This is a genomic window from Streptomyces globosus, from assembly GCF_003325375.1.
GTDB lineage: Bacteria > Actinomycetota > Actinomycetes > Streptomycetales > Streptomycetaceae > Streptomyces > Streptomyces globosus_A.
In genome coordinates, this window is the sequence record NZ_CP030864.1 from 145,886 (window position 1) to 160,722 (window position 14,837).

At 74.1% G+C, this 14,837-nt stretch carries 7 protein-coding genes; 5 read left to right on the plus strand and 2 right to left on the minus strand.

From position 1 onward, the window contains the following. Window positions 1-178: 178 nt before the first annotated feature. Window positions 179-448, minus strand: a complete 270-nt coding sequence (locus C0216_RS31640; protein ID WP_114059214.1) for a hypothetical protein — start codon at window positions 446-448, stop codon at window positions 179-181. A gap of 54 nt (window positions 449-502) precedes the next feature. Continuing rightward, a complete protein-coding gene (locus C0216_RS31645; protein WP_246043051.1) occupies window positions 503-1,561 on the minus strand; it encodes a helix-turn-helix transcriptional regulator in 1,059 nt (352 codons plus the stop codon). A 157-nt stretch (window positions 1,562-1,718) separates the two neighbouring features. Between C0216_RS31645 and C0216_RS31650 the strand changes: the two genes are divergently transcribed. The 5 genes from C0216_RS31650 (at window position 1,719) to C0216_RS31670 (ending at window position 14,835) form a co-directional block, all read left to right on the plus strand. Beyond that, entirely contained in the window at window positions 1,719-1,982 is a 264-nt protein-coding gene (locus tag C0216_RS31650) for a hypothetical protein (protein ID WP_114059216.1), read from the plus strand. A gap of 45 nt (window positions 1,983-2,027) precedes the next feature. Beyond that, window positions 2,028-2,249 (plus strand): MbtH family protein, encoded by a 222-nt coding sequence (locus tag C0216_RS31655; protein WP_114059217.1) that lies wholly within the window; start codon window positions 2,028-2,030, stop codon window positions 2,247-2,249. Window positions 2,250-2,600: 351 nt separating this feature from the next. Next, complete coding sequence (locus tag C0216_RS31660) at window positions 2,601-6,164, plus strand: non-ribosomal peptide synthetase (RefSeq protein WP_114059218.1); 3,564 nt, start codon at window positions 2,601-2,603, stop codon at window positions 6,162-6,164. Window positions 6,165-6,244: 80 nt separating this feature from the next. Further along, on the plus strand, window positions 6,245-13,552 hold the full coding sequence (locus C0216_RS31665; RefSeq protein WP_114059219.1) for an amino acid adenylation domain-containing protein: 7,308 nt from the start codon (window positions 6,245-6,247) through the stop codon (window positions 13,550-13,552). Continuing rightward, entirely contained in the window at window positions 13,549-14,835 is a 1,287-nt protein-coding gene (locus tag C0216_RS31670; protein WP_114059220.1) for an MFS transporter, read from the plus strand. The genes C0216_RS31665 and C0216_RS31670 overlap by 4 nt, the downstream gene beginning before the upstream one ends. Window positions 14,836-14,837: the final 2 nt, after the last annotated feature.

The window sequence follows — 14,837 nt, forward strand, 5'->3', positions numbered from 1 at the left end:
AGGATCATGCGGGTCGAGGCGCGGGACGGGGTCAGGCGCATCGCCGTGTTCCGCAGGGCGATTGCCGCGGGATGCGAGAGCTGTTGGCCCAGCTTCCCGTCGGCGCGCCACACGAAGCGGCCGTCGGACAGCAGCGAGGACCCGCCCGGCACCGCGAACCGTGCCAGGCTCCTCCAGGTCAGGCGAAGACGCCGATCAGGAACTGGAGGGTGAACACGGCGACCATGCAGAAGCCGACGGCGGCGAGGAGCCATTGCGCTGCGCCGCGGGGGCTGTCGAAGCGGGTGAGGTAGCCGCCGAGGCCGGCGAGGCCCAGGAGGGCGCCGACCCAGAAGACCGGGCCCTCGTGCCATTTCGCCAGGACGGCTATGGCCGCCAGCAGCAGGGCCAGTGCGGCCAGTTGGCCGCGTGTGGTGACGGTGTGCGCTCTGTCCCCCGAGTGAGTCATGGCCGCATCCTAACCGCGCAGGTCAACCGGGTTGCTCTCGCCTTGGTCCGCTCTTCATTCGGCGTGCTGTTCCCCCGTCGGCGGCGTGGGCGGGGTGTCCGGGCGGGTGGCTGCGCGCTGGGCGCCGAGGAGGTAGCCCGCCTGGAAGCGGCTCTTCACGCCGAGGCGGTCCATGATCTCGGCGATGTGGCGGCGGCAGGTGCGGACGGACATGCCCATGCGGGTGGCGATGGACTGGTCGGTCAGGCCCTCGCTCAGCAGCAGGGTGATGCGCTGCTTCAGCTGTTCGGAGATGTCCGCTACATCCTGGTTGTTCCATTCAAGCGGGAACGGTGTGGCACTGACCCACCACAGTTCGAAGGTGCTCAGGATGAAGTGGACCAGGTTCGGCTCGCGGACGATGATCGCGGCGCCCGGGTCGCCCTCCACTCCGATGACAGCGACTTTGCGGTCGAACACGAGCAACCGGACGAACCGGTCGTCGAGCGTCCGCACCTCGGCCCCGCGCTGGGAGACCCGCTCCACGTACTCGCGTGTGCCCTGGCTGAAACGTGCGGTGTGCTGGTAGAGGGTGCGCATGCTGACGCCGCGCTCCAGCATCGCCTCGTCCCGGGCGATGGCCTCCTGGAGGACCTCGGCCCTGCGCCCGCCGCCCGGCTGCGAGGTGAGCACCTCCGTCTCGCACCGGGCGGCGAGTTCGGCGATGGCCTCCCTGGTGGCGCCCAGCGCGGCGATGTACTCCACGCCCTCGCGGCCGCCTCCGGGGGCGGGCCGCTCCTCGTAGATGCGGCCGTACTCCTGCAGCTGTCCGCGCAGGGTCTCGACGGCCGCGCGCTGCGCGCGGATGGCGCGCTCCATCGGGGCGATCACGCGCTCGGCGGCGGATTCGGGTTCCACGGCGACGTAGGCGGAGGGCCGCCGGGTGTCCTCGCGCAGCAGGCCGAGGGTGGTCAGTTCCGTGCAGGCCCGCTCGACTTCGGGCAGGGGGATGCCCAGGTCAGCGGCGACGTCCTCCGAGGTGACGGAGGGCCGGCGCAGGGCGTGGCGGTAGGCGGCGCGCATGGCGTCGGAGGGGTGCCCGGCGCCGGTTGCGTCTGTTTGGTGTGGGTTCACGTAGGTACATCCAGTGCTCATCATGCGGACATGCACGTTGATGATCCACCACTGGCAAAGATTCGGCCGAGATCGTTTGGAAGAGTGGTGGGCGTGCCAGGGGGCGCAGGGGGACTCCGGTGAGGTTTCCCCCCACGAACTGCTGTTAAGGAACGCAATGAGGCACTTCACCGCCGTTGTCCGGAACACCTGTGTGCTCGCCGCTGCCGCCGTTCTGCTGGGCGCGGCCGGTGCGACGGCAGCCGGCCTCGCCCAGCCGGCCACCGCGCAGGCGGCCGACGGCGTCTCCGACACCGGCTGGGGTGCTCCGCGCGCCAGGGACCTGGCTGCACGCATCGACACCGGCTGGGGTGCCCCGGGCGCCGAGAACCTGGCAGCACGCATCGACACCGGCTGGGGAGCGCCCGGGCGCGACGCCTGAGGCGGCGCCCGCCCGGCGGGCCCCAGGAAGAGATCAGGAGCAACCATGAGCAACCCCTTCGAGGACGCCGACGGCACCTACCTGGTGCTGGTCAACTCCGAGAACCAGCACTCGCTGTGGCCGTCGTTCGTCACGGTGCCCGAGGGCTGGACCGCGGTCTTCGGGGAGGGCCGGCGCGAGGAGTGCCTGGCCTACATCGAGCAGAACTGGACCGACATGCGGCCCACCAGCCTCGTCGAGGCCATGGAGGGGCCGGCGGCTCGCTGACCCGGCTCCGCCGGATCCCACCACGTCGCCGTATCCGGCTGCGGCGGTCCGCCCGCCCGCCCGGCCCGTCGTCGCCTTCCGGCCGGGCGGGCCGCCGAACGCCCCGCGTCGGTCCGGCCCCCTCCGCACGGTGAGCCGTGCGGAGGGCAGCGCCCGCACCGCGCGCCGCTCGCCCGACCACTGCCCGCCGCCGCCCACCGCTCGCCCGCCCCTCGGGCCGCCGAGCGGCGAACCACCCTTGCCCGGGAGCCCTGCGGGGACCCGGAAGCGGGGGGAGGCTCTTCCGCCTGCCCTCGATCGTCCTTTTTCTGCGCCTTCGCGCCGTGTGCCTATCTCGTCGGGGGAACACCCTTGTCTTCTCACGCTGCCCTCCAGCTTCCGCAGGACCCGCAGGAACGGGTCGTACCGCAGGAATCGCTGCAGAACACCGCGGCCTGGCTGTCGCGGGTGTTCGCGGACACCCTCGGTCTGCCGGAGTTCGCGCCCGACGCCGACTTCTTCGACTACGGCGGGGACTCCATCCTCGCGGCCCGGGCCGTGATGCGGATCCGTGCGGGCGTGACCGGCGGGGTTCCGCTGGCCTGGCTGTTCGAGCAGCGCAGCCCCGCCCGGCTCGCGGCCCTCCTGCAGGGCAGCGTCCGCGTGCACGGCGAGGCGGAGTCCGCCGGCGCCGTCACCGCGGCCGCCGGGGCCCGCCAGGCCGTACGGGGTGCCGCGCGGCCGCTGTCGCACGCCCAGGAGCGCCTGTGGCTGCTGCACCAGCTCGACCCGCAGTCCCCCGCCTACAACGAGCCGATGCTGTACCGGATCCACGGGGACCTCGACGTGGAGGCGCTGCGGGCGGCCCTGCACCACCTGGCCTCCCGCCACGACGTGCTGCGCAGCTCGATGGCGGCGGCGGACGACCGGCCCGTGCAGCAGGCCGCGGAGCCTGCGGCCGTGGACCTGGCCGTCACCGACCTGCGGGACGCCGGGGGCGGCGCGGAGGACGCCGCCCGCGAGCGGATCCTCGCCGACGTGGCCACTCCCTTCGACCTGGCTGCCGGCCCGCTCTTCCGGGCGGCGCTGCTCCGTACCGGGGACCGGGAGGCGTACCTGCTGCTCACCTTCCACCACATCGTCACCGACGGCTGGTCCACCGGCGTGATCCTGGCGGACCTGGGCGCCGGGTACGCGGCGGCCCGCGCGGGCCTGCCCGCGGCGGGCGAGCCCCTGGCCGTGCAGTACGCGGACTTCGCCGCCTGGCAGCGCGACTGGCTCGACGGCGGGACCGGCGAGCGCCAGCTGGCGTTCTGGGAGCGGGAGCTCGCCGGCGCCCCGGAGCTGACGGCGTTCCCCGCCGACCGGCCGCGGCCGGCCGTGCACTCCTACGCCGGCGGCCATGTGCGGTTCACGGTCTCCCCCGAACTGGGCGGCCGCGTGGCGGCGGCGAGCCGGGACCACGGGGTGAGCGTCTACGTGACGATGCTCTCCGCGTTCCTGCTGACGCTGCACAAGTACACCGGCCAGCAGGATCTGGTGATCGGCACCCCGGTCGCCGGACGCCACCACCCGGGCCTCGACGGGCTCGTCGGCTTCTTCGTCAACACGGTGCCGTTCCGGGCCCGCCACCGCGCCGGGGACACCTTCCGCGAGTACGTCCGCGCCGTCGGCCGGACCTGCCTGGAGGTGCTGGACCACCAGGACGTGCCGTTCGAGCAGATCGTGCAGCGGCTGGGCCTCCAGGGCGTCAGCAGCCACTCCCCGCTCGTGCAGACCGTCTTCGCGTACCAGGACGACGAGGCGCAGGACCTGCCCCTGGAGGGGCTGCGGACCGAGGCGGTCCCGGTGGACGGCGCCACCTCGCGCTTCGACACGACCCTGTTCGTGACGCGGCGGCCCGGCGGGTCCTTCGACTGCGACCTGGAGTTCAGCACCGACCTGTACGACCGGGCGACCGCCGAGCGGCTCGTGGAGCACTTCCTCGGGCTGCTCGGGCAGGTCCTGGACGCCCCGGACGGCCGTCTCGCCTCGTTCCGGCTGTGCACGCCGGCCGAGCTGGCGCAGTTGGACGCCTGGAACGCGACGGCCGCGGAGTTCCCGGCCGACCGGTGCCTGCACGCGCTGGTCGAGGACCAGGCCGACGCCACTCCGGACGCCGAGGCCGTCGTCTTCGGGGACGAGCGGCTGACGTACGCCGAGCTGGACGGCCGCGCCAACCGGCTGGCCCGCCACCTCGTCAACCTGGGCGTCCGCCCGGACGACGTCGTGGGCCTGTGCATGGACCGCTCCCCCGAGCTGGTGGTGGGCCTGCTGGCGATCCTCAAGGCGGGCGCCGGGTACCTGCCGCTCGACCCGGAGGCCCCGCGCAACCGGCTGACGCAGATCTCGGCCGACGCGCGGGCCGGGGTCTGCCTCACGCTCGGCCGCCAGGCCGACTCCGCGCCCGAGGTGGCGCACGTCGTGCGGGTCGACGCCGACTGGGCGGGGATCGCGGGGCTTCCGGGCGGCCGGCCCGAGGTGGCGGTGCACCCGCGGAACCTGGTGTCCGTCTACTACACCTCCGGCTCGACCGGCGCCCCGAAGGGCGTCGCCAGCACCCACGAGGGCTGGGTCAACCGGATGGTGTGGATGCAGAAGCAGCACGCGCTGCGGCCCGGCGAGACGGTGCTCCACAAGACGACGCTGACCTTCGACGACTCGGCTCTGGAGCTGTTCTGGCCCCTCATGTACGGCGGTCGGATCGCGCTGATCGAGCCGGGTCTGCACCGTGACCCGCAGGCGGTGCTGGAGGCGGCCAAGCGCTACCGGACGGTGCTGCTGCAGACCGTGCCGAGCATGCTGAACCTGCTGATGGAGGCCGTCACCCCGCAGGACCGGATCGCGCTCGGGGCGCTGCGCAACACGGTGTCCAGCGGTGAGGCGCTCACCCCGGCGGCGGTGCGCCGGTTCGCCGAGACGATGCCGGGCGCGCTGCACAACACGTGGGGGGCGACGGAGGTGTCCATCGACTCCACCATCCGCACCTGCGGGGCGGCGGACGCGGAGGACAGCGGCGCGGTGAGCGTCGGGGCGCCGTTCGACAACAACACGGTGCACGTGCTGGACGCCGCCTTCAACGAGCTGCCCGTCGGCGTCACCGGGGACCTGTACATCGGCGGCCGCGGCCTGGCCCGCGGCTACCTGAACGACCCGGTGAAGACGGCGCAGGCGTTCGTCGCGAGCCCCTTCGGCGCCGGGGAGCGGCTGTACCGCACGGGGGACCAGGGGTACCTGCGGGCGGACGGCTCGATCAAGTTCGTCGGCCGCAACGACCACCAGATCAAGATCCGCGGAATGCGGGTGGAGCTGGGCGAGATCGAGTCGGTGCTCCGCGACCACGAGCTGGTCCGGGATGCCGTGGTCGTGGCCTCGCGGACGGGCGCCGGCTACCGGCTCGCCGGGTACGTGACGCCGCTCGACCCGGCCGCGGCGCCCGACACCGAGGCGCTGCGCCGGCATCTGGCGGCCTGGCTGCCCGAGCACATGCGGCCGCCGTTCCTGCTGGTGATGGACAGGCTGCCGCTCAACGCCAACGGCAAGATCGACCGGCACCGGCTGCCCGACCCGGTGCAGGCGGCCGGAGGCGGCGCGGGCGGGCGGGCGCCGCTGGAGGGGCCCGTGCAGCGGGCCGTCGCCGAGATCTGGTGCGAGGTGCTGGAGCTCGATGCGGTGGGCCCGGACGACAACTTCTTCGAGCTGGGCGGCCACTCGCTGATCGCCTCCAAGGTGACCGGCCGGCTCCGTTCCCGCTTCGGGCTGGAGCTGCCGCTGCGGACGGTGTTCGCCGCGCCGGGCCTGCGGGACTTCGCCGACGAGGTGGACCAGCACCTCAGGTCGCGGATCAGCGGGATGAGCGTGGCCGAGATGCAGGCACTGCTGGCGCTGCTGCGCTGAGCCGTACGGCGACGACAACGACGAGAGCGGACGGGGGCCGGCGGCCCCCGGGCCGCCCCGCACCAAGGGATGGGGACTTCGTGAACACCGGACTGCCCGGCGCAGCCGAAGAGGGACTCGCAGAGGAGATCTACGAGTTCCGCGCCTCTCGGGCGCAGCACCGCATGTACTTCCTGCAGCAGCTCGCGGGCGACGCGCCCACGTACCACATGCCGCTCTTCCACCGGCTGCGCGGCGCCGTGGACGGCGGGGCGCTGCGCGAGGCGGCGCGCGTCCTGGTCGAGCGGCACGAGGCGCTGCGGACCCGGTTCGCGGTCCAGGACGGCGAGCTGCTCCAGCTCGTCGCCCGGGAGGCCGCCTTCGAGTGGGCGGAGACGGACGTGGCGGCCGCGGCCGCCAGGTTCGGCCGCGCACCGGAGGACACCGGCGGTGTCGTCCGGGCGTGGGTCCGGGCGGAGGAGGCGAGGCCGTTCGACCTGGCGCGGGGCCCGCTCTTCCGGGTCGGGCTGCTGCGCGTGGCGGCGGAGGAGTCGGTGCTGCTGGTGGGGATGCACCACATCGTCTCCGACGGCTGGTCCTGCGAGATCCTCTTCCGCGAGCTGGCCGAGGTGTACGGGGCCCTGGTGTCCGGGGCGGGCGCCGCACTGCCGGAGGTGGAGTTCCAGTACGCGGACTACTCCTGCTGGCAGGAGGAGTGGCTCGAGAGCCCGGCCGCCGCGCGGCAGCGCGCGTACTGGGAGCAGCGGCTGGCCGGCGACCTGCCGGTCATGCGGCTGCCGGCGACCCGGCCGCGCGGTGCGGCGGCGGAGCGGCGCGGGGCCTCGCTGGCCTTCGGGCTGCCCGCGGCGGCCGAGCGGCTGCGGGAGCTGTGCGGTGGCGCGGACGCGACGTTCTTCCACGGGCTGCTGGCGGTCTTCGACCTGCTGCTGAACCGCTACACCGGGCTCGACGACATCGTGGTGGGCACTCCGATCGCGAACCGGCACCGGTCCGAGTTCGCGTCCGCGGTGGGCCTGTTCGTCAACACGACGGTGCTGCGCACCGACCTGTCGGGGGACCCGACGTTCCGGGAGCTGCTGCTCCGGGTCCGGGACGGCGTCCTGGAGGCGCAGGAGCACCAGGACATGCCGTTCGAGGAGCTGGTCCGGATGAAGAACCCGGACCGGGACGCCGAGTCGTCGCCCGTCTTCCAGGTGATGTTCGGCATGAACGAGGTCGGCGACCAGGTCCTGCGCTTCGCCGGGATCGAGGGCGAGCCCCTGGCGGCGGACTCCGGCACGGCCAAGTTCGACCTGTCCCTGGACGTGGCGGACACCCCGGAGGGTGTGACGGGGGTCTTCGAGTACCGCAGCGACCTGTTCGAGGCGTCCGTCGTGGACGGCCTGGCCCGCCACTACGCGCGGCTGGTCGAGGCCGTCGTCGCGGAGCCGGACGTCCCGGTGTCGGCCCTGCGGATGCTGTCCGAGGAGGAGTGCGCCGCCCTGGCGCCCGCGCCCCCGGCGGCCCCGGCGGCGGCCTCCGGTCCGCGGCCGGTGCACGAGCTGTTCGCCGAGTGGGCCTCCCGCACGCCGGACGCGGTGGCGCTGGTCGACGGCGGGCTCCGCATCGGCTACGGCGACCTGGACCGCCGCGCCAACCGGCTCGCGCACCACCTGCGCGGGCTCGGGGTGGGCCCCGGTGTGATGGTCGGGCTGAGCATGGAGCGGTCCGCGGAGCTGGTGGTGGCGCTGCTCGCGGTGCTGAAGGCGGGCGGGGCCTACGTTCCGCTGGACCCGGCGTACCCGGTGGACCGGCTGCGCCTCATGGTCGAGGACTCCGGGCTGCGGACGATCGTGACGGGCCGGGGGGTTCCGCGCTGGTGGGCCGATCCGGCCGGGGAGGGCGCCGCCTTCGACGGGGCGGTGGTCGACACGGCGGCCGACCGGGAGCTGCTGGAGGCGTACCCGGACACGCCGGTCGCCGCCGGTGCGGGCCCGGACGACCTCGCATACGTCATCTACACCTCCGGTTCGACCGGCCGCCCGAAGGGTGTGCTGATCCCGCACCGCAACATCAGCCGGCTGTTCACCTCCACCGACCACTGGTTCGGATTCGGCCCCGGGGACGTGTGGACCCTCTTCCACTCCTACGCGTTCGACTTCTCCGTGTGGGAGCTGTGGGGCGCCCTCGCGTACGGCGGCCGGCTGGTCGTCGTCCCGTACGGGACGAGCCGGGAGCCGGCGGCCTTCCTGCGGCTGCTGCGCGAGCAGCGGGTCACCGTGCTCAACCAGACGCCGTCGGCGTTCCACCAGCTGATGCGGGCCGACGAGGCCTCCGGCGGCGACCCGTCGGAACTCGCCCTGCGCTACGTCGTCTTCGGCGGCGAGGCCCTGGAGCCGGCGTCGCTGCGCGGCTGGTTCGACCGGTACGGGGACGCCTGCCCGCAGCTGGTGAACATGTACGGCATCACCGAGACGACGGTGCACGTCACCCACCGCCCGATCACCCTGAAGGACCTGGAGGCCGGCAGCGGCAGCGTCATCGGCGAGCCGATCCCCGACCTGCACCTGTACGTGCTGGACCCGCAGGGCCGGCCTGTGCCCGCGGGTGTGCTGGGCGAGCTGTACGTGGGCGGCGCGGGCCTGGCGGACGGGTACCTGAACCGGCCGGAGCTGACCGCCGAGCGGTTCGTCCGGCACCCGTTCTCGGACGATCCGGCCGAGCGGCTCTACCGCACCGGCGACCTGGCGCGCCGGCTGCCCGACGGAGACCTGGAGTACTGCGGCCGCACCGACGCGCAGATCCAGCTGCGCGGCTTCCGTATCGAGCCGGGCGAGATCGAGGCGGCTCTGGCCGGCCACGAGCTGGTGCACGAGGCGGTGGTGCTGGTGCACACGGACGAGGAGGGGCACGCCCGGCTCGCCGCCTACGTCACCGCGCGGACCGGGGCGGACGCCGGAGCCCTGGACGGCGGGGCGCTGCGGGCGCACGCCGTCCGGCGGCTGCCCGTCCACATGGTCCCGTCGACGTTCACGGTGCTGCCGGAGTTCCCGCTCACGGCGAACGGGAAGGTGGACCGCAGGCGGCTGCCCGCCCCGCAGGCCCCCCGGGCCGGATCGGGCCGCGCGTACGCGGCGCCGTCCACGCCCGCGGAGCAGGTGCTGGCGCAGGTGTGGGCCCGCGTGCTGGACGTGGAGCAGGTGGGCGTCGACGACAACTACTTCGCGCTGGGCGGCGACTCCATCCGCAGCATCCGGCTGCTGGCCCTGGCGGGCGAGGCCGGTCTGCGGATCGGCTTCCAGGACCTGATGGCCCACCAGACGATCCGTGCGCTGGCCGCGGCGGCCACCGCCGCGGGCGGCACGGGCGGCGCCGGGGGCGGCGCCGGGGCCGCCGCGCACCCGCCGTTCTCGCTGCTGGACCCGGCCGACCGGGACCGGCTGCCGGACGGCCTGGACGACGCGTACCCGATGACCCGGCTCCAGCAGGGCATGCTGTTCCACGGCGACCTGTCGGGGGCGGGCAGCGAGTACCACAACGTGTCGACGTACCGGATCCGGGCCGGGTACAGCGAGGACGCCTGGCGGGAGGCGGTGGCGGGGCTGCTGGCCCGGCACGAGATCCTGCGCACGTCCTTCGACGTGAGCGGCTTCCGTGAGCCGATGCAGCTGGTCCACGCGGACGTCGCGCCGCCGGTCGCCTTCGAGGACCTGAGCGGTCTGACGCCCGACGCGGCGGATGCCGCGGCGGAGCGCCGCTGGGAGCTGGAGAACGCCGGGCGCTTCGACTGGCGTACGGCCCCGCTGATCCGCTTCCACGTGCAGCGGCGGCCCGACGACACCGTCCAGCTGTACATCACCGAGCACCACGCGATCCTGGACGGCTGGAGCGAGCGCTCCCTGTACGCCGAGCTGCTGCTGCGCTACGGCCGCGCGCTCTCCGGCGCGGAAGCGCCGTCCGCGGCTCCGCTCCGGTCGCGCTTCTCCTCGTACGTGGCGCTGGAGCGGGCGGCGGTGGAGGACGAGGGCAGCCGACGGTTCTGGGCCGGGCAGTTGGAGGGCGCGACCCTCACCCGCCTGCCGCGGGGTGCCGTGGCGGCCGGGCGGCCGCAGGACGCGGGGGCCGCGGTCATGGAGTTCACCGAGCAGGCGCTGCCCGGTGCGGTGCTGGAGGGGCTGACCGCGCTCGCCCGGGACCTGGGCGTCCCGCTGCGGACGGTGCTCCTCGCGGCGCACCTGCGGGTGATGGGCCTGCTGACCGGCACGGACGACCCGGTGACGGGTGCCGTGTACAACGGGCGGGGCGAGGAGGCGGACGGCGACCTGGCGCTGGGCGTCTTCCTGAACACGCTGCCGGTGCGCGGCCGGCTGACCGGCGGCAGCTGGTCCGACCTGGTGCGCGAGACGGCGGCGCTGGACCTGGAGATCCTGCGGCACCGCCGCTACCCGCTGGCGGAGATCATCCGGTGCACGGGTGTGTCCGAGCCGTTCGAGTCCTTCTTCAACTACACCCACTTCCACGTCGAGCGGCAGCTGGACGGGCAGTCGGAGGTGGAGGTCCTCGACTCGCGGGGTGTCGCGCACACCAACTTCCCCTTCGGGGCGGAGTTCTACCGGGACGCGGTGCACGGCGGGCTCGGCCTGGGGCTGCGCTGGGACGCGTCCCGGTTCGACGCCGCGCAGATCGGGCTGTTCCACGGCTACTACGCGGCCGCGCTCACCGCCATGGCCACCGACCCGGAGGGCCGCTACGAGACCGCCGACCTGCTGTCGCCGCAGGAGCACCGGCTGTTCGGCGAGTGGAACGGCACGGCCCGGCGCTACGACCGGACGCACGTGCTGCACGCGCTGGTCGAGGAGCAGGCCCGGCGCACGCCGGACGCCCCGGCGGTCCGGTTCGGCGGCCGCTCGCTGACGTACCGGGAGCTGGACGAGCGGGCGGATCGGCTGGCGGGCCTGCTGCGGGCGCGCGGTGCCCGGCCGGGCGGGTTCGTGGCGGTGCTGCTGGAGCGCTCGCTGGAGCTGCCGGTCTGCCTGCTCGCGGTGCTGAAGTCGGGGGCCGCGTACGTCCCGCTCGACCCGGAGCACCCGGGGCGGCGGCTGCGCGGAATCCTGGCGGATGCCGGAATCCCGTTGGTGCTCACGCTTCCGGAGTGGGAGGCGAAGGTCGCCGGGCCGGGCACGGTCCTGGTGCACCCGGACGCGGCGGAGGCCGACGGCGCGGGCGAGGAGGCCGGATCGGAGGCCGCCGGGCCCGGGGACGCCGCGTACATGATCTTCACATCGGGTTCGACGGGGACGCCGAAGGGCGTCGTCGTCTCCCACCGGGCCATCGTGAACCGGCTGCTGTGGATGCAGGAGGAGTACGGTCTGCGGCCCGGCGAGCCGGTGCTGCAGAAGACGCCGGCGACTTTCGACGTGTCCGTGTGGGAGTTCTTCTGGCCGCTGCTGACCGGCGCCGTCATGGTGCTCGCGGCGCCGGGGGGCCACCGCGACCCGGCGTACCTGGCGGAGCTGATCGGGGCCGAGCAGGTCACCACGGTGCACTTCGTGCCGTCGATGCTGCAGGCGTTCGTCGAGGAGCCGTCCGCCGCGGCGTGCACGAGCCTGACGCGGGTGGTGTGCAGCGGCGAGGCCCTCCCCCACGACCTCCAGCAGCGCTTCCTGTCCCGCTTCACCGCGGAGCTGCACAACCTCTACGGGCCCACCGAGGCGGCCGTGGACGTCACCTACTGGCGGTGCACGGACGACGGCAGCGGCGTGGTCCCCATCGGGCGGCCGGTCGCCAACACCGAGCTGTACGTGCTGGACCGGCACGGCCTGCCCGTGCCGCGCGGGGTGACGGGTGAGCTGTACCTGGGCGGCGTCCAGCTGGCCGAGGGCTACCACCGGCGGCCGGACCTGACCGACCGGGCCTTCGTCCGGCACACCGACCGCGCCGGGGTGGTGCGCAGGCTCTACCGGACCGGGGACCTCGTACGGCACCTGCCGGACGGAGCGCTGGAGTACCGGGGCCGCACCGACGCGCAGATCAAGCTGCGCGGGTTCCGGATCGAGCTCGGGGAGGTCGAGGCGGTCCTGTCGGCCCACCCGGACGTCGCCGAGTGCGCGGTACTGCTGCGCGGGGACCGGCTGGCCGCCTACGTGGTCATGCGGCCGGGCGCCGCGGGCGCGGCCGGTCCGGCGGTGCTCTCGGCGCACGCCGCGGACGCGCTTCCCGCGTACATGGTGCCGTCGTCGTGGACCGAGCTGGCCGCGATGCCGCTGACCGGCAGCGGCAAGCTGGACCGCAAGGCCCTCCCCGCGCCGGCCGAGGGGGCGCCCGCCCGCTCCGCCGCGGCCGTCGGCCCGCGCGACGGCCACGAGGCGCGGCTGCTGGACCTCTGGACCGAGCTGCTCGGCGCGGACGGCCTGGGCGTCGAGGACGACTTCTTCGCGGCGGGCGGGCATTCGCTGCTGGCGCTGCGGCTCGTCTCCCGTATCAACGCGGCGTTCGGGCTGCGGCTGGGCGTCTCGGCGGTGCTGGCGCACCCGACGGTCGCCCGGCAGGCGGAGCTGGTCCGCGGCGGCAGCGAAGCCGCCCGGCCCGGGGCGGCGGTGCCCCTGCGGGCGGCCGGCACCCGGAACCCGCTCTTCCTGGTGCACCCCGCGGGCGGCAGCGTGCTGTGCTACCGCGAGCTGGCGGCGGCCCTGGGCGCGGACCAGCCGGTGTACGGGCTCGCCGCGGCGGGACTCGACGCCGGAACCGCGCCCGCGCAGAGCGTCGGGGAGATGGCCGAGGCGTACCTGCACGCCGTCCGCGAGGTGCGGCCCGCGGGCCCGTACCGCCTGGCGGGCTGGTCGTTCGGCGGGCTCGTGGCGCACGAGATGGCCGTCCGGCTGACCGCCGCGGGCGAGCGGGTGGAGCTGCTCGCGCTGGTGGACAGCGGCCACCCCGACGGCAGCCGTGCGCCGGGCACGGAGGCGGAGGTGCTCCTGCACTTCCTGGAGGACCTGCTGGCCTCCTCCGGGGGCGGCGGGGTGCCGCCCGCGACGGCGGCGGCGCTGGCCTCGGCGGCCGCGGCCGGCGGGCTCCGGGAGGGCCTGCGCGTGATCCGCGGGGAACTGCTCCGGGCGGACCCCGGCGGCGCCCCGCAACCGGACGACCTGGCCCGCCACCACGCGGTGTTCCGGGGGAACCTGCGGGCCGCGGCGGCATACCGGCCACCCGTCTTCCCCGGCGCGGTGCGCCTCTACCGCAGCACCGACGGCATCCGGGCCGGCTTCACCGAGGCGTGGGGGCGGACGGCCGGATCCGGCCTGACGGTACGCGACCTCGACACCGACCACTACGGGATCGTGCGCGGCGCGCACGCCCAGGAGATAGCGAGAGACATGTACGACAACAACCGGGAAGGGCCCCGACCGTGACCGACAGGAGAACCACCCTGTGGCGGCACGCCGACTTCCGCAACCTGTGGCTCGGGCTGACCGCGTCCCTGTTCGGCTCGAAGGTCACCGCCGTGGCACTTCCGCTGATCGCCGCCGTCTCCCTGGAGGCCACGCCGTTCGAGATGGGCGTCCTGGTGGCGGCGGAGGGCCTGCCGTACCTGTTCATCAGCCTGTTCGCCGGGGTGTGGCTGGACCGCAGTGCGAAGCGGCCCATCCTCATCCTCACGGACCTGGTGCGGGCGGCGCTGCTGCTGCTCCTGCCCGTCGGCTGGGCGGGCGGCTTCCTCTCCTTCCCGCTGCTGCTCGCGGTGTCGCTGGCCATCGGCGCCTGCACGGTGGTCTCGGACATCGGCAGTGCCTCGTACCTGCCGCTGCTGATCGACCGCAAGGACCTCGTCGAGGGCAACAGCAAGCTGGAGCTGAGCAGCTCGGCGTCCGACATCGCGGGCAACGCGATGGGAGGCGGCCTGCTCCAGATGGTCTCCGCGCCCTTCGCGGTGATCGTCAACTCGGTCACGTACCTGGTCTCCGCCGTCTTCACGGCGCTGATCCGGCACCGTGAGGCCAAGCCCGCGCCGGCCGTCCCCGAGGCGGGGGGCGAAGCGGTGGTGAAGCCGAACATGTGGCGGGAGATCGCCGAGGGCGCGCAGCCGGTGCTGCGGAACCCGGTGGTGCGGACCCTGGTGACCGCCACCCTCGTCTTCAACCTCTTCACGCTGGTGATCGAGCCGGTGTTCCTGATCTTCGTCACCCGCACGCTGGGCGTGGAGCCCTTCTACATCGGCCTGATCTTCGCCTCGGCCGGGGCCGGCGCCCTGGTCGGCGCCCTGCTCGCCGAGCGGGCGAGCCGGCTGCTGGGCCTGGGGCGGGCGATGGTCGTCTCGCTGGGCGTCGCGGGTCTGTCGGCCCTGCTGATCCCGCTGGCCACGCAGCTTCCGAAGACGGAGGCCTCGCTGCTCATCGTGGTCATGCACTTCATCGACTCAGCCATGATCATCATCTACAACGTCAACCAGCGCAGCCTGCGGTCCGCGGTCACCCCGGACCACCTGCAGGGCCGGATGAACGCGACCATCCGGATGGCCGTGATGGGCGTGACCCCGGTCGGCGCCCTGGCCGGCGGCTTCCTCGGCGGTGCCATCGGCACCCAGCAGACCCTGGTGCTCGGCGCGATCGGCGTCCTGCTCTCCGGTGTCGTGATCCTTCTTTCCGGTGTCCGGTCGGTGCGGGAGATCCCCGACGCCGAACCCGTAGCGGTGTGAGG